Genomic DNA, 14,590 nt, shown 5'->3' with positions numbered 1-14,590 from the left:
ACCGCAGCGGGTTGTCATGAGGGGTCGCAAGGCTTTAGCCTGCTCTATGCGGGCAAGTTTTCAGAAAGGTAAGGACCGATGGCAGTTCAACGCTTGGTTGGTAAAAGGGCATTTGCGACCGTGATTGGGCTGGCTTTGGCTTGTCCGGCGATGGCTGCAGATGACAGCAAACGGCACCCGGTGAATTGTGCCACCGCTCCGGGTGATTTGCGCGCAATTGCGGCCGAGAAGAAGCACGCCGAGGATCAACAAGTCGAAAGTGTCGTTTCGATCTTGCCCGCCGGTGCCTTGTTGGGGCTGGTCACGGGGACCGAGAACAAGCATCTCAAGATGTTGTCGGGGGATTACATAAAGCAGCTGGACGCACGGGCGGCAGAGATTAGATCGACCTGCGGTATTGAATAGCCTGAAAAAAAGACCGCCCTCGGGCAAGGGCGGTCCGTGATCCGGGACAGGTCATATGGGGGCGGCAATCAGTCTTTTACCCGGAGCACTGACACAGTAGGGATCGTCTGTGCCAACGCGGCAAAAGTGCCGGGCTTTCATGTCGAAAACCACACGGATTGGTAACAGGCTCATAACCGTTTTATGACAAACGGAAAAAATCTGTGGATAGATGCGCGGGTTACATGAACCCAAGCTCAAGTCGGGCTTCGTCCGACATCATCTCCATGCCCCAGGGCGGCTCCCATGTCAGTTCAACGTCTACTTCCTTGACGCCTGCAACGGGCTCGATGGCCTCCACGATCCAGCCGGGCATTTCGCCTGCGACCGGGCATCCGGGGGCGGTCAGGGTCATAATGACCTTAACGGCGTTCTCGCTGGTGATATCGATCGTGTAGATCAATCCGAGGTCATAGATATTGACCGGAATCTCGGGGTCAAACACTGTCCGGCAGGCTTCAACCACGGGTTCATAAAGAGGGTGGTCGATGGTCGAAGGCGCAATCAGCGGGGTGCCTTCGAACTGTTCGCTGGGATGGGTCATTTAAGCCTCGGGTTTGTTACCTGAGAAATTATATAGGGAAAGTGTCGGGCAGCGTCCAGAGGTGCCGCAGCGCCTGTTCAGGCGCCACGACGGTTCAGTCATTGATATCGTGCTTGAAGGTTTTGACCTGACCGTGAGGCAGGGCAAACATGCGGCGCAGCACCAACCATGCGATCAGCGACAGAGCCGCGAAGATCAGCAGAAGAACCGGCAGGGAGGGCGCAAGGCCCGGGATCATCAAAATCACTCCGGTAATGGCTGCGCCGATGGCAAAGCCCAGGAAGATGAAGCCAGGCAGGGCGACTTCGAGGATGGCCAGAGCAAGCGCTCCGGCCAGCCAGATCCACCATGTCAGCCAAAAGGGATCGGCCATCATTTGCCTCCTTTCAGCATGTTAAAGGCATTGCCAAAGGCTTCAAGGGCGTTTGCGGGCACAACGATGGTCTGAGAACCGGTGCCATTGCCCAGGGCATTGAGCGCTTCCACCTGCTTAAGGGCGACCTGATACTGCGCTGCTTCCAACCCGTTGTCCTGAATGGCTTTGGCCACGACCTGCGTCGCATAAGCTTCGGCCTCAGCCGAGATACGGCGAGCCTTTGCCGTCTGTTCCGCTGCGTAAAGCTCGGCATCGGCCTGCAGCTCAACGGCGCGCTTTTGACCTTCAGCCTCGGTGACCTGCGCACGGCGGGCACGCTCGGCGTTCAACTGTTGCAGCATCGCGTCGCGGGTGGCCTGATCGAGGTTCACATCCAGAATCTCGGCACGGGTCACTTCGATACCCCAGTCATCGACAGCGGTTTCGACGCTTTCCTGAATGCGTTCAATCAGTTGTGCGCGGTTCGACTGCACCTCATCCAGATCCATCTTACCGATTTCCGCACGCACGATACCAGCCACGGTTGTGGCAATTGCGCCGTCTACATCGCGGATGCGATAGACCGTCTTTTCAGGTTCCAGAATACGGTAAAATACCGAGGTATCGATCTGCACCAGAACGTTGTCCTTAGTGATCGCGTCCTGCGTTGCATTCGGCAACTGACGCTCAAGGATGGATATCTTGTGGCGGGCAACATCAAGAAATGGAACGATAAAATTGATCCCGGGCCCAAGCACAGAATGTAGGCGACCGAACCGTTCGATCACGTATTTCTCTGATTGTGGCACGATCTTGATGCCTTTGAAGATGACAATAGCAATTAGCGCCGCCGCCAGCAGGTAGATAATGTTCGATGTAAGCAGTCCGATAATCTGGTCTTCTGTCATACTGTCCTCATTATTTGTGTACTATAGTATACATTTGGGGATTGAGTCGCCCGATTTCAACTCTGGTATGGATTGTGAGGGCAGGAATGCAAGTCTTTGAAAGCGTTAATACCGGGCGGAATTTCCATGCTGTGGCCGCTTTGCATCCCGCGTGTGTTTGCGATATCCGGCAGGGATGAAACTGATTATCGACACAGACCCCGGTATCGACGACGCAATGGCGATCGCTTATGCCGCCGCGGCTTCCGAAATTGACCTGATCGGCCTGACAACCGTGTTCGGCAATACGCATGTGAATCAGTCCAGTCGCAATGCGCGGTTTCTTGTGGACAAACTGAGGCTGAGCATTCCGGTGGCAGAAGGGGCGCCTTATGCGCTTGGTGAAACCGCGCATTCGCCATCAGAGCATGTGCACGGTCCCGAAGGCTTTGGTGATCTGACGGAAATTGAAGATATCGGTCAGAACCATCCGTTGCCTGCGGCTGAATTTCTTGTCGAAATGGCACGCGCGCATCGAGAAGAGCTGGTGGTTTGCGCGGTTGGTCCGTTGACCAATATTGCGGATGCGATGCGCCTGGATCCTGAATTCGCGGGCAACCTTGGTAAATTGGTCATTATGGGCGGTGCTGTTTTCTGTCCGGGCAATATCACCGAACATGCCGAGGCGAATATATATCATGACGCCAAAGCCGCCGATGAAGTGTTTGCGGCGCCACCGCCTACGGTGCTTGTGGGCTTGGACGTTACTCTGAAGACGCTCTACGAAACCGCCGATTTTGAAGCTCTGGCCGAACGTTCCCCGGATATGGGCGGCTTTCTGCGTGATATCTCGCGGTTCTATCTGAGGTTTTACAAAGAGGTCGGGGGCCTTGAAGGCTGCGGTCTGCATGACTCGACGGCTGTTATCGCCTGCACGCATGAACCGATGTTCGAGGTTGTTGAAACGGGTTTGCACGTGGCGCTTGATGGGCCTGAGATTGGCGCGACGCGACCGAATTCCTCACGACCACCTGTAAGGGTCTGCCGCGATGTGGATGGAGCAGGGGTCGTGCGCCTGTTTACCGAGCGCGTGGCCTCGCTGCCCTGACGGGTTGCATTGCACCTGTAGATCGGGCAAAGCCTGCCCGGTTCAGCGACCCAAGGCGATGACATGACTCAGCGATTTTCTTTCGATCTGAAAGCCACCGACGGTAAGGCTCGTACCGGTGTGATCAACACGCCACGCGGCGGGGTGCGAACGCCCGCGTTTATGCCTGTCGGTACGGCCGCGACGGTCAAAGCGATGATGCCCGAAAGCGTGCGCGCGACGGGTGCTGATATTCTGCTGGGCAACACTTACCATCTGATGTTGCGCCCCACGGCCGAGCGGATCGATCGATTGGGCGGTTTGCACAAGTTCATGAACTGGGACCGTCCCATCCTTACGGATTCGGGCGGGTTTCAGGTGATGTCGCTGGCGGGTCTGCGCAAGCTGACTGAAAAGGGCGTCACCTTTAAGTCTCACGTGGATGGCTCCAAGCATGAATTGACCCCCGAACGGTCGATGGAAATCCAACGCCTGTTGGGTTCGGACATTGTCATGTGTTTCGATGAATGCCCGGCGCTGCCGGCAGATCGCGACCGGATCGCCGAATCCATGCGCCTGTCGATGCGGTGGGCCGAGCGGTCGCGCGAGGCGTTCGGGGACCGCCCCGGTCACGCTCTGTTCGGGATTATGCAGGGCGGGCTGGAGCAGGATCTGCGTGAAGAAAGTGCCGAGGCGCTCAAGGCGATCGGGTTCGAAGGTTACGCCATCGGCGGTCTTGCCGTGGGTGAGGGGCAGGAGGCGATGTTTGACTGCCTCGATTATGCGCCCGAGTTTCTGCCGCAAGACAGGCCGCGCTATCTGATGGGAGTGGGCAAACCGGATGACATCGTCGGTGCTGTCGCGCGTGGCGTGGATATGATGGATTGCGTCCTGCCGTCCCGCTCTGGCCGCACGGGGCAGGTGTTCACACGCTATGGTGTGGTCAACATAAAGAATGCCCGTCATGCCGACGACCCGCGTCCGCTGGACGAGCAGTGCAGCTGTCCGGCGTGCTCGAACTACTCTCGGGCCTACCTGCACCACGTGTTTCGCTCGAATGAGATGATCTCGGGCATGCTGCTGACCTGGCATAACCTGCATTATTTTCAGGAAATCATGCAGGGCATGCGCGACGCGATTGCATCCGGCACGTTTGCCGACTGGCAGGCTCAATTCCACGCACAGCGCGAGCAAGGTGATATCGAGCCACTTTGATCACAGTGACAAACAGAGCATTTTCTGTTATTATGACGACATTCTATTTCAGAAAATTTTCTTGTTTTGTTCAGGAGGACTCAATGCCTCGTTTTATTGCTATTTTTGCATCTTTTTGTCTGCTCTCTGCCGCACACGCCGATGTTTGGACGTTTGAAACACCATCTGAGAACATCCAATGTGTAGTGGGGCAGGAGCCCGGAACGTCGGACCTGTCCTGCACTATCATTGAACGGTCAGGCGCACCGGCGCTGCCCAAACCTGCCGATTGCAACTCGGATTGGGGGCATGATTTCTTTATGACCAACCAAGGTGCGGTGAGAATGCTGTGCCAACCAGTCAACCAGTCTCGCGATGGGTTTGACCGTGCAGATTACGGGGCTACCGGACAGTTTGGCGGATTTGTCTGTCACTCGTCCAAGAAGGGATTGGAGTGCAGGAATGAGGTCGGTCACGGTTTCTTCCTGTCACGTGCCAAACAAAGGATATTTTGACGCTGAATTGAGCTCATTACGTCCACGATGATGGGCTGGGATCGCAAAAACGGTGGATATGTGCGCACGACGCCTTGCAGTCGCCAAATCATCGGGTCATGCTACTTCACGACAGGTGGCGATGAGGTTGAAATGGGGGAACAGGTGCCCCACCTTAATCGTCCAAGACAGGAGACGGCCAAAGGTTGCCTGAATTAGGGACTGGTGCCGTCTTGCCAATGATAAGGATAGAGCATGCAAGAGCCTCTGAATTCCTCATACCCCGTTCTGCCGCTGCGCGACATCGTGGTGTTCCCACATATGATCGTGCCGCTGTTCGTGGGCCGAGACAAATCGGTCCGCGCGCTGGAAGAGGTGATGCAGGATGACAAGCAAATTCTGTTGTCCAGCCAAATGGACCCCAGCGATGATGATCCGGATATGGACGGAATCTACCGTTCGGGTGTGCTGGCCAATGTGCTGCAACTGCTGAAGCTGCCTGATGGCACCGTTAAGGTGCTGGTCGAGGGGCAGGCGCGGGTGCAGATCACCGAATTCCTTGAGAACGAAGACTTCTTCGAAGCCCGTGCCGAGTATCTGACCGAGATTCCCGGTGATGTCACAACGACCGAGGCGCTGCTGCGTACCGTCGCCGATGAGTTCGAGCGCTATGCAAAAGTGCGCAAGAATATTCCCGAAGAAGCGCTGGCCGCAGTGGGTGAAACCACCGAGCCTGCGAAACTGGCCGACCTCGTATCGGGTCACCTCGGCATTGAAGTTGAACAAAAGCAGGAATTGCTGGAGACGCTCTCGGTCAGCGAGCGGCTTGAGAAGGTCTATGGCCTGATGCAGGGCGAAATGTCCGTTCTGCAGGTCGAGAAAAAGATCAAGACCCGCGTCAAAACCCAGATGGAGAAGACGCAGCGCGAGTATTATCTGAATGAGCAGATGAAGGCCATTCAGAAGGAACTTGGCGATGGCGAGGACGGCTCGAATGAAGTCGCCGAGCTGGAAGCCAAGATCAATGAGACCAAGCTGTCGAAAGAGGCGCGCGAGAAGGCGGATGGTGAGCTGAAGAAGCTCAAGAATATGTCGCCCATGTCGGCCGAGGCCACGGTCGTGCGCAACTATCTGGACTGGATCCTGTCGCTGCCGTGGGGCACCAAATCCCGCGTCAAAAAGGATCTGGGCCGCGCGCAGGACATTCTGGACGCCGATCATTATGGGCTTGAGAAGGTCAAAGAGCGGATCGTCGAGTATCTGGCGGTTCAGCAACGCTCGAAAAAGCTGAAAGGCCCGATCCTGTGCCTTGTTGGACCTCCGGGCGTGGGTAAAACCTCGCTGGGTAAGTCCGTTGCGAAAGCGACGGGGCGCGAGTTCATTCGCATCTCGCTGGGTGGTGTGCGCGATGAATCCGAGATCCGCGGTCACCGCCGGACCTATATCGGTTCGATGCCTGGTAAGATCATTCAGGCGCTGAAAAAGGCGAAGACTACGAACCCTCTCATCCTGCTCGACGAGATCGACAAGATGGGGCAGGACTTCCGTGGCGATCCGGCTTCGGCAATGCTTGAGGTGTTGGATCCGGAACAGAACAGCACGTTCATGGACCACTATCTTGAGGTCGAATATGACCTGTCCAACGTGATGTTCCTGACCACGTCGAACAGCTATAACATGCCCGGGCCTCTGCTGGACCGGATGGAGATCATCCCGCTGGCCGGTTACACCGAAGAGGAAAAGAGCGAGATCGCCAAGCAGCACCTGATCGGCAAGCAGGTCAAGAACCATGGCCTCAAGGCCAAGGAATTTGAGCTGACTGATGAGGCGTTGCAAAAGATGATCCGTACCTACACCCGTGAGGCGGGCGTGCGGAACCTTGAACGTGAGATCGCCAAAGTTGCACGGAAATCGTTGACCAAGATCATCAAGAAAGAGGCGGAAACCGTGAAGGTGACGCCTGATAATCTGGATGATTTCCTTGGTGTGCCCAAGTTCCGCTATGGTCTTGCTGAACAGGACGATCAGGTTGGTGTCGTCACCGGTCTGGCCTGGACATCGGTCGGTGGTGATCTGCTGCATATCGAGGCGCTGAAACTGCCCGGTAAGGGGCGGATGAAAACCACGGGTAAGCTGGGCGATGTGATGAAGGAATCCATCGATGCGGCCTCGTCCTACGTTCGGTCGATTTCTCCCAAGATCGGGGTGAAGCCGCCTCAGTTCGACAAGCTGGACATCCACGTCCACGTTCCTGACGGGGCGACGCCCAAGGATGGTCCAAGCGCTGGTCTGGCGATGGTCACGTCGATCGTTTCGGTGCTGACCGGTATTCCGGTGCGCAAGGACATCGCCATGACAGGCGAGGTTTCGCTGCGCGGCAATGCGATGCCGATTGGTGGGTTGAAAGAGAAACTGCTCGCGGCCCTGCGTGGCGGGATCAAGACCGTGCTCATTCCCGAAGAGAATGAGAAGGACTTGGCGGATATCCCCGACAACGTGAAAGAGGGGCTGGAGATCATTCCGGTCGAGCACGTCTCGGAAGTTCTGGAGCATTCATTGGTTCGCGAACCCGAGCCGATTGAATGGGACGAAGCTGCCGAGGAGGCCGCTGCAGCTGCGGCCAAGGTGGCCGAGGGTGCCGGCCCCTCTGCAACAGCCCATTGAACAAACTTAAAAGGCGGGTCTTAACCCGCCTTTTTTACAGCCCGATCACCGGTTCAGCCGGACCCAGCAGTTCTTCTTCCGCGATGTAGGCCTGGAATTTCTCATCAGACAGCGAAGATCGAACTGCGAGGGCAAAGACCACCACGGAAAACACCGCACATAGCAGGATATCCCAGCCAAACGGGATTTGCTTCAGAGCGCCATCGCCGAATTGCCCAAGGTATGAAATCAATCCCAGTCCGCCAAAATAAGGCACCAGCCAGAGTGCCTCGGTGGCATCCATTTCATCCAGCTTGTTGTGAAAGCGGGCGAGCAACAGCACCATCCCGATGACCAGAGCTATGCCCAGCCTCCAGACAGTGTCCCAGCCGCTCCAGTAGACAACGAGAGTCGAGATCGCGAAGGCCGTGGCACCAACAAGCTTGACCGCAGGCACCCGGATGGAGCGAGGGCGATCGGGCAACAGTTCTCTGAGGCAGACAACGGCGATCGGACCGACCGCAAAGGAAAGAACGATTGCGGCTCCGTTCAGGGCGATAACGGTCGTGAATGGGACAGTGAGCAGAAACACCATGCCGATCAGGAAGTTCAGCGCCAGTGCCCATAGGGGCACCCCGAATTTGGACAGGATCTGAAGGCGTTTTGGCAAGAAGCCGTTCTTTGACAACGCAAGCGCGATCCGGGCGTTCGAACCAGTCGCGACAAGTCCGTTGCCAAAAGGACCAACTACTGAGCCGACATTCAATAAGCTCAGAAACCACACGATGCCCACGGACATGATGATGGCGTCAAGCGGACCTTGCCCCCCAAAGTCGAGGCTTGCCCAACCATTGCTGATCATCGACGGATCCAAAGCGCCGATAAATGCGATCTGCAAGCCGATATAGATCAGCGCGCAGAGTATGATTGAAAGCACCAGAGCAGCCGGTATCGCGAATTTCGGATTGCGTACTTCGCCAGCCATGTCGACCACGTGCCGGAAACCGATGAAGGAGAAGATCACACCTCCGGTCGATACGGCCGCCATGATCCCCTTGAGGCCGTAGGGGGCAAACCCGTCCGGCGTGGTCAGGTTCTGCGCATCAAACCGGGTGAGGACCAGAAGGATAGAAAGAAAGATCGGTATCGCGATCTTGGCCCAGGTCAGCACGGCGTTCACTTGGGCAAAAAATCGAACACCCAATGCGTTCACCGCCACAAACAGCAACATGAAAAGCAGCGCCACGAGAATACCCGCTCCGGTCAGGTCTCCGGTATCGGCCGAATGCAGCCAGGGGACATATGGCGCGAGGTATTTCAGCATTGCCTCGACCTCGATCGGGGCGGTGGTGTTATAGCCGATCCAGGCAGTCCACCCCATCGCCATGGATACGATATTGCCATGCGAAAACTGGGGAACCCGCGCGATCCCACCCGGTATGGGCAGCATGGCCGAGATCTCGGCAAAGGTGATTGCCAATATGAACATTGCGACAGCGCCAATGATCCAGGAAAGGATCGCAGCGGGCCCTGCGTGTTGAACCGCGAGAAGGGGCCCGAACAGCCAGCCAGAGCCGATGATGCCACCGACCGATATGAAGGTCAGGCCGACAAGACCGATTTCACGCTTGAGTTTCGCCATGCCATTTTCCCGACTGCGTATCTGGCAACCTTAGGCAGATCGCGGGATTTCTGACAAGCTTCGGGAAACAGGGGGAAATCTCTGCCGTGCCGACATTGGGCTTTGTCGAAAAGGGTGGAAAACACTGTTCGCCTGTTGCACGCTGATGATCTGCCCACGTCAGGAGGATGCCTCATGCCCCAATATAACGACCTGTTTGAGCTATCTGTCAGCGATATTGATCTCATTGAAGAGGCCATGCGCCAGACGATCACCTCAAAGTCGCTGGAACCTGCGGACGAGACAAGCGAAGACCGTGCAGCGCGTGAGGATTTTGTGCGGCGTATGCACGACCTACTGGGGCGGTTGCATGATCAGAAGATATTCTATCGTCCGCGAAAGGGTGTATATGTCGGCGGTTAGAAGGGAGCGACGCCAGCTTTTCAGAACGGGATTGGGAAAGATGGTGGGTGATAAGAGATTTGAACTCCTGACATCTTCGATGTGAACGAAGCGCTCTACCACTGAGCTAATCACCCGTGACGCAGGCTCTTATAGTCAGATCAGGTCTTGCGCAAGGTTATTCGCCCCGTTCGAGATGGTCGTTCTGGAAAAAATCAGTATCGGGCAAAAAACTTCAAAACGCCGCTTGACGCTGCCCGACCGGGGCCATAATACACCCCAACGTTCAGCAATGAACGTGCAGCGGGCGGTTGTAGCTCAGTTGGTTAGAGTACCGGCCTGTCACGCCGGGGGTCGCGGGTTCGAGCCCCGTCAACCGCGCCATCGCTGCACTCCTTGGTCCAGGTCAAAGGCCACGAAAATAGATGCGCGGTTGTAGCTCAGTTGGTTAGAGTACCGGCCTGTCACGCCGGGGGTCGCGGGTTCGAGCCCCGTCAACCGCGCCACTTTTCCCCGAAATTTTAAAATGAACGCTGACAATCACGCAGCGTCGTGCTGTATTGCCGCGAAATCAACCGAGGGCTGCAGTGACTAGTCTGAACAGAGTGATCATGGCGCGGCGCAGCCGTGAGTGGATACGTAAGTTGAAGCCATCAAAGCTGGATGCGGTAGAGATATCCGGGTCGTGGGGTAATCAGTTCGGGTTTCGCAGTTATGAGCAGGTCTGGCGCAATGACCATGATATCTGCCGAGGGCCTTTGCTGGACGAGCAGGGAGAGGTCCAGACGTTTGATCTAGTTCTTGCCAATCAGGTCTGGGAGCATCTAGACCGCCCCTTTGAGGCTACACTGAACGTTCAAGAGATGTTGCGGCCTAGTGGTTATTTCTGGCTGGCGGTTCCGTTCTTCGTCCCATTCCACGCAGCCCCTCACGATTGTTCGCGCTGGTCCGAACGCGGGCTGCGCAATCTGCTGACCGAGTGTGGATTTGATCCCGCAGATATCCGGGCTGAACAATGGGGAAACCGTCAGGCGGCACTTCGAAACCTAGAACCCGACTGGCCTCCGGTCTATGAGCCCGAGACAGATAGCCTGGATAATGACCCGGCCTTTCCGATTTGTGCCTGGGCCTTGGCGCGCAAATCCGAAGGTTAAAACAGGATTGACTGAAAATCCGCCTGTTCATATTTTGTTCTAACTTTTTGGTTGGAGACTCACCGTCGCTCGCCTATTTCTGATAGGCACTGGTTGTTGGGGGCCGAAATGGCTGAGCTGAAGAATATCGAGGTGCGCGGCGCGCGCGAACATAACCTCAAGAGCATCGATGTCGACATTCCGCGGGATCAGCTGGTGGTGATCACCGGCCTGTCGGGCTCTGGCAAGTCTTCGCTGGCGTTTGACACGATTTATGCCGAGGGCCAGCGCCGCTATGTCGAAAGCCTGTCGGCCTACGCGCGCCAGTTCCTCGACATGATGGAAAAGCCCGATGTGGATCACATCAGCGGTCTGAGCCCCGCGATTTCGATTGAGCAGAAGACAACCTCGAAAAACCCCCGTTCGACAGTGGGCACCGTAACCGAGATCTACGATTATCTGCGACTGCTCTTCGCCCGCGCCGGAACGCCCTACAGCCCGGCCACAGGGTTACCGATTGAGGCGCAGCAGGTGCAGGACATGGTCGACCGGATCATGACGATGGAGGAGGGCACGCGCGGCTATCTGCTGGCGCCCATCGTGCGGGACCGGAAGGGTGAGTACAAAAAGGAGTTCCTTGAGCTGCGCAAGCAGGGGTTCCAGCGCGTCAAAGTGGATGGTGAGTTCTACGAACTGGATGAACCACCAACGTTAGACAAGAAGTTTCGTCATGACATCGATGTCGTGGTCGATCGTCTGGTGGTGCGCGAAGGCATGGAAACGCGCTTGGCCGATAGCTTGCGCACTGCCTTGGATCTGGCCGACGGGATTGCGATTCTCGAAACGGCCCCGAAAGAGGGTGACCCGGAGCGTATCACGTTCAGCGAGAATTTTGCCTGTCCTGTCAGTGGTTTCACAATCCCTGAGATCGAGCCACGCTTGTTTTCATTCAATGCTCCGTTTGGCGCGTGCCCGGATTGTGATGGGCTTGGCGTCGAGCTGTTCTTTGACGAACGCCTTGTGGTGCCGGATCAGACGTTAAAGCTGTATGACGGTGCCTTGGCACCTTGGCGCAAGGGAAAGTCACCATATTTCCTGCAAACCATCGAAGCCATCGCGCGGCATTACGAGTTCGACAAGAACACGCCGTGGAAAGACCTGCCCAAGAACGTGCAGCAGGTATTTCTGCGCGGGTCGGGCGATGAAGAAATCCAGTTCCGTTATGATGAAGGTGGCCGCGTTTATCAGGTCACCCGCACCTTTGAGGGCGTCATTCCCAATATGGAACGCCGTTATAGGGAAACAGACAGCGCGTGGATTCGGGAGGAGTTCGAGCGGTACCAGAACAACCGTCCTTGCGGCACATGCGAGGGGTATCGTCTACGGGCTGAGGCTCTGGCTGTGAAGATTGCTGGCCTGCATGTGGGGCAGGTGGTTGAGATGTCGATCCGCGAAGCGCTTGCATGGGTTGAGGATGCGCCCAACCATCTGAGCACGCAGAAAAACGAGATTGCTCGTGCGATTCTGAAGGAAATTCGCGAACGCCTCGGATTTCTAAATAACGTGGGTTTGGAATATCTTACGCTATCACGTTCGAGTGGCACCCTGTCTGGTGGTGAGAGCCAACGCATCCGCTTGGCCAGTCAGATCGGCTCGGGCCTGACCGGAGTTTTGTACGTGCTGGACGAGCCATCAATCGGCCTGCACCAACGTGACAATGACCGGCTGCTGGGTACGCTCAAGAATCTACGCGACCAGGGCAATACCGTCATCGTCGTGGAGCATGACGAGGAGGCCATTCGCGAGGCCGACTACGTCTTCGATATCGGCCCCGGGGCCGGGGTGCATGGCGGGCAGGTGGTCAGTCACGGTACGCCGGATCACATTGCCGGAGATGCAGCCTCGATTACGGGCCAGTATTTGTCGGGCACGCGCGAGATTGCGGTGCCATCCGAGCGGCGGAAGGGCAAGAAACAGAAGGTGACGGTGGTCAAGGCGACCGGAAACAACCTCAAGAACGTGACGGCCGAGTTTCCGTTAGGCAAGTTTGTTTGCGTGACCGGCGTGTCTGGTGGCGGCAAGTCGACGCTGACCATCGAGACCCTGTTCAAGACCGCATCGATGCGATTGAACGGAGCGCGGCAAACACCTGCACCCTGCGAAACGATCAAGGGGCTGGAACATCTGGACAAGGTGATCGATATCGATCAGCGCCCGATTGGGCGGACTCCGCGTTCGAATCCAGCAACTTACACCGGGGCCTTCACCCCGATCCGTGACTGGTTTGCCGGTTTGCCCGAGGCCAAGGCGCGTGGGTATAAACCCGGTCGCTTCAGCTTCAACGTCAAAGGTGGGCGTTGTGAGGCCTGCCAGGGCGACGGCGTTATCAAGATCGAGATGCACTTTCTGCCTGACGTCTATGTCACCTGCGAAACCTGTAAAGGCGCGCGCTACAATCGCGAGACCCTCGAAATCAAGTTCAAGGGCAAGTCCATCGCGGATGTGCTTGATATGACTGTGGAAGATGCTCAGGAGTTCTTCAAGGCCGTGCCGTCGATCCGGGACAAGATGGATGCGTTGGCGCGAGTCGGGCTGGGCTATATCAAGGTTGGACAACAGGCTACGACTTTGTCGGGTGGTGAAGCTCAACGGGTGAAGCTGTCGAAAGAACTGTCAAAGCGTTCGACGGGACGAACGCTCTATATTCTTGATGAGCCCACGACCGGCCTGCATTTTGAAGACGTACGTAAGTTGCTGGAAGTGCTCCATGAGCTGGTAGATCAGGGCAACACGGTTGTTGTGATTGAACACAATCTGGACGTTGTAAAAACCGCAGACTGGATCATCGATATCGGTCCCGAAGGCGGCGACGGAGGAGGGCAGATCGTGGCAGAAGGTACGCCGGAAGACGTCGCAGAATGCGAACGTAGCCATACTGGCCGATACCTCAAACCGATGCTGAATGCCGAGCGTGTGGCCGCCGAATAGTCTGTGGCCAATCGGGGATTAATATTGTGCGTATCGCGCCATATACCAATGGCGAAGAATCGGCGGGAAGAACAAAAAGACGAAACCGAAGCTGACATATGCAAAGACCATCAGCGGTACCCACAAAAACACTCCGATCAACCCGACAAACCCGGCAATGCGCGTTGCTGCACGGGGCGGTAAGAACCGGTGCAGCACGGCATGAAACAAACGCCCGCCATCCAATGGCATAAGGGGCAGCAGGTTGAAGAGTGCCAGCCACAGATTTAGGTCTGCCGTTACCGTCAGGATCCACGAAAGATTTGGTGAAGTGACGAATGGTTCCAGCAACGAGCACGAAGCCCATAGCGTAAGATTCACGATCGGGCCCATGGCTACGATCAATTCGTCTTCGTAAGAAGTGGTTGAGCGGCGGTGCTCACAATACCCGCCACCTCCATACAACACGATGCGTTTGACCGGCACATCCTGCACCAGACACCCCCAGGCGTGCCCTAGCTCATGCAGCAGGATGGAGCCCAGAAGAATGGCCACAAACCCCAATGCGTAAGGCAAAGTCTCGGGATCAAAGCTGAATCCAACGATGATCAAGACCAAAAAGATCAGGCTTTGATGAAATTCTATCGGGACATTCCACGGGCCTCGAAACTGAAAAATCGCGCCGTCGTTACTCATGCATAATCCTCACAACAATGAGGAACTTGCTGACGTAAGATTGCGTCAAAATTTGGGAATTATCCCTATAGTTGTGTAATTTATGGCTGTTTCGAAAAACTTCAAAACAGAGTTACACGACCC

At 56.2% G+C, this 14,590-nt stretch carries 13 protein-coding genes and 3 tRNA genes; 10 read left to right on the top strand and 6 right to left on the bottom strand.

Annotation, left to right across the window (positions count from 1 at the left end):
* Positions 1-78: 78 nt before the first annotated feature.
* Positions 79-405: a hypothetical protein gene (locus ACR0AZ_RS05825; RefSeq protein WP_480469945.1), complete on the top strand. Its 327-nt coding sequence runs from the start codon at positions 79-81 to the stop codon at positions 403-405.
* Positions 406-625: 220 nt separating this feature from the next.
* On the opposite strand, the gene ACR0AZ_RS05820 is transcribed toward ACR0AZ_RS05825, so the two are convergent.
* From ACR0AZ_RS05820 to ACR0AZ_RS05810, 3 genes are all read right to left on the bottom strand, one after another.
* Positions 626-988 (bottom strand): SUF system Fe-S cluster assembly protein, encoded by a 363-nt coding sequence (locus ACR0AZ_RS05820; protein WP_480469944.1) that lies wholly within the window; start codon positions 986-988, stop codon positions 626-628.
* 94 nt (positions 989-1,082) lie between these two features.
* Positions 1,083-1,361, bottom strand: a complete 279-nt coding sequence (locus tag ACR0AZ_RS05815; protein WP_480469943.1) for an NfeD family protein — start codon at positions 1,359-1,361, stop codon at positions 1,083-1,085.
* The gene (locus ACR0AZ_RS05810; RefSeq protein ID WP_480666987.1) at positions 1,361-2,251 is read right to left on the bottom strand and encodes an SPFH domain-containing protein; all 891 of its coding nucleotides are present in this window, start codon (positions 2,249-2,251) and stop codon (positions 1,361-1,363) included. Before ACR0AZ_RS05810 ends, ACR0AZ_RS05815 begins: the two co-directional genes overlap by 1 nt.
* 175 nt (positions 2,252-2,426) lie before the next feature.
* Between ACR0AZ_RS05810 and ACR0AZ_RS05805 the strand changes: the two genes are divergently transcribed.
* From ACR0AZ_RS05805 to lon, 4 genes are all read left to right on the top strand, one after another.
* Positions 2,427-3,338 carry a nucleoside hydrolase gene (locus ACR0AZ_RS05805; RefSeq protein WP_480469941.1) on the top strand — a complete coding sequence of 304 codons (912 nt, stop codon included), beginning with the start codon at positions 2,427-2,429 and terminating at the stop codon, positions 3,336-3,338.
* Positions 3,339-3,401: 63 nt separating this feature from the next.
* Complete coding sequence (gene tgt, locus ACR0AZ_RS05800) at positions 3,402-4,532, top strand: tRNA guanosine(34) transglycosylase Tgt (RefSeq protein WP_480666985.1); 1,131 nt, start codon at positions 3,402-3,404, stop codon at positions 4,530-4,532.
* Between the two features lie 32 nt (positions 4,533-4,564).
* Positions 4,565-5,026, top strand: coding sequence for a DUF6636 domain-containing protein (locus ACR0AZ_RS05795; protein WP_480469939.1), 462 nt, complete (start codon positions 4,565-4,567; stop codon positions 5,024-5,026).
* Positions 5,027-5,260: 234 nt separating this feature from the next.
* Positions 5,261-7,669 (top strand): endopeptidase La, encoded by a 2,409-nt coding sequence (gene lon, locus ACR0AZ_RS05790; RefSeq protein ID WP_480469938.1) that lies wholly within the window; start codon positions 5,261-5,263, stop codon positions 7,667-7,669.
* 34 nt (positions 7,670-7,703) lie between these two features.
* Here the strand turns inward: lon and ACR0AZ_RS05785 are convergent, their stop codons facing one another.
* A complete protein-coding gene (locus ACR0AZ_RS05785; protein ID WP_480666984.1) occupies positions 7,704-9,290 on the bottom strand; it encodes an APC family permease in 1,587 nt (528 codons plus the stop codon).
* A 174-nt stretch (positions 9,291-9,464) separates the two neighbouring features.
* Here ACR0AZ_RS05785 and ACR0AZ_RS05780 point away from each other — a divergent pair, with 174 nt between their 5' ends.
* Complete coding sequence (locus ACR0AZ_RS05780) at positions 9,465-9,692, top strand: hypothetical protein (RefSeq protein ID WP_480469936.1); 228 nt, start codon at positions 9,465-9,467, stop codon at positions 9,690-9,692.
* A 41-nt stretch (positions 9,693-9,733) separates the two neighbouring features.
* Here ACR0AZ_RS05780 and ACR0AZ_RS05775 read toward each other — a convergent pair.
* Positions 9,734-9,808, bottom strand: a tRNA-Val gene (locus ACR0AZ_RS05775).
* Between the two features lie 170 nt (positions 9,809-9,978).
* Between ACR0AZ_RS05775 and ACR0AZ_RS05770 the strand changes: the two genes are divergently transcribed.
* The 4 genes from ACR0AZ_RS05770 to uvrA all read left to right on the top strand — a co-directional run bounded on the left by ACR0AZ_RS05770 (position 9,979) and on the right by uvrA (position 13,792).
* Positions 9,979-10,055, top strand: a tRNA-Asp gene (locus ACR0AZ_RS05770).
* Between the two features lie 45 nt (positions 10,056-10,100).
* Positions 10,101-10,177: transfer RNA gene (locus ACR0AZ_RS05765), tRNA-Asp, on the top strand.
* Positions 10,178-10,258: 81 nt separating this feature from the next.
* Complete coding sequence (locus ACR0AZ_RS05760) at positions 10,259-10,825, top strand: methyltransferase domain-containing protein (protein ID WP_480469935.1); 567 nt, start codon at positions 10,259-10,261, stop codon at positions 10,823-10,825.
* Between the two features lie 108 nt (positions 10,826-10,933).
* Positions 10,934-13,792 (top strand): excinuclease ABC subunit UvrA, encoded by a 2,859-nt coding sequence (gene uvrA / locus ACR0AZ_RS05755; RefSeq protein ID WP_480469934.1) that lies wholly within the window; start codon positions 10,934-10,936, stop codon positions 13,790-13,792.
* Between the two features lie 18 nt (positions 13,793-13,810).
* On the opposite strand, the gene ACR0AZ_RS05750 is transcribed toward uvrA, so the two are convergent.
* Positions 13,811-14,467 (bottom strand): site-2 protease family protein, encoded by a 657-nt coding sequence (locus ACR0AZ_RS05750; protein ID WP_480469933.1) that lies wholly within the window; start codon positions 14,465-14,467, stop codon positions 13,811-13,813.
* Positions 14,468-14,590: the final 123 nt, after the last annotated feature.

This window comes from Ruegeria sp. BE3, from assembly GCF_056538865.1.
This window is presented reverse-complemented; position numbering and strand designations above follow the sequence as displayed.

Coding starts and splice junctions, on each gene's coding strand:
- ACR0AZ_RS05825 (WP_480469945.1), top strand. CDS start 79: ATGGCAGTTCAACGCTTGGTTGGTAAAAGGGCATTTGCGACCGTGATT.
- ACR0AZ_RS05795 (WP_480469939.1), top strand. CDS start 4,565: ATGACGACATTCTATTTCAGAAAATTTTCTTGTTTTGTTCAGGAGGAC.
- lon (WP_480469938.1), top strand. CDS start 5,261: ATGCAAGAGCCTCTGAATTCCTCATACCCCGTTCTGCCGCTGCGCGAC.
- ACR0AZ_RS05750 (WP_480469933.1), bottom strand. CDS start 14,467: ATGAGTAACGACGGCGCGATTTTTCAGTTTCGAGGCCCGTGGAATGTC.
- ACR0AZ_RS05805 (WP_480469941.1), top strand. CDS start 2,427: ATGAAACTGATTATCGACACAGACCCCGGTATCGACGACGCAATGGCG.
- ACR0AZ_RS05780 (WP_480469936.1), top strand. CDS start 9,465: ATGCCCCAATATAACGACCTGTTTGAGCTATCTGTCAGCGATATTGAT.
- ACR0AZ_RS05815 (WP_480469943.1), bottom strand. CDS start 1,361: ATGGCCGATCCCTTTTGGCTGACATGGTGGATCTGGCTGGCCGGAGCG.
- tgt (WP_480666985.1), top strand. CDS start 3,402: ATGACTCAGCGATTTTCTTTCGATCTGAAAGCCACCGACGGTAAGGCT.
- ACR0AZ_RS05810 (WP_480666987.1), bottom strand. CDS start 2,251: ATGACAGAAGACCAGATTATCGGACTGCTTACATCGAACATTATCTAC.
- ACR0AZ_RS05820 (WP_480469944.1), bottom strand. CDS start 988: ATGACCCATCCCAGCGAACAGTTCGAAGGCACCCCGCTGATTGCGCCT.
- uvrA (WP_480469934.1), top strand. CDS start 10,934: ATGGCTGAGCTGAAGAATATCGAGGTGCGCGGCGCGCGCGAACATAAC.
- ACR0AZ_RS05785 (WP_480666984.1), bottom strand. CDS start 9,290: ATGGCGAAACTCAAGCGTGAAATCGGTCTTGTCGGCCTGACCTTCATA.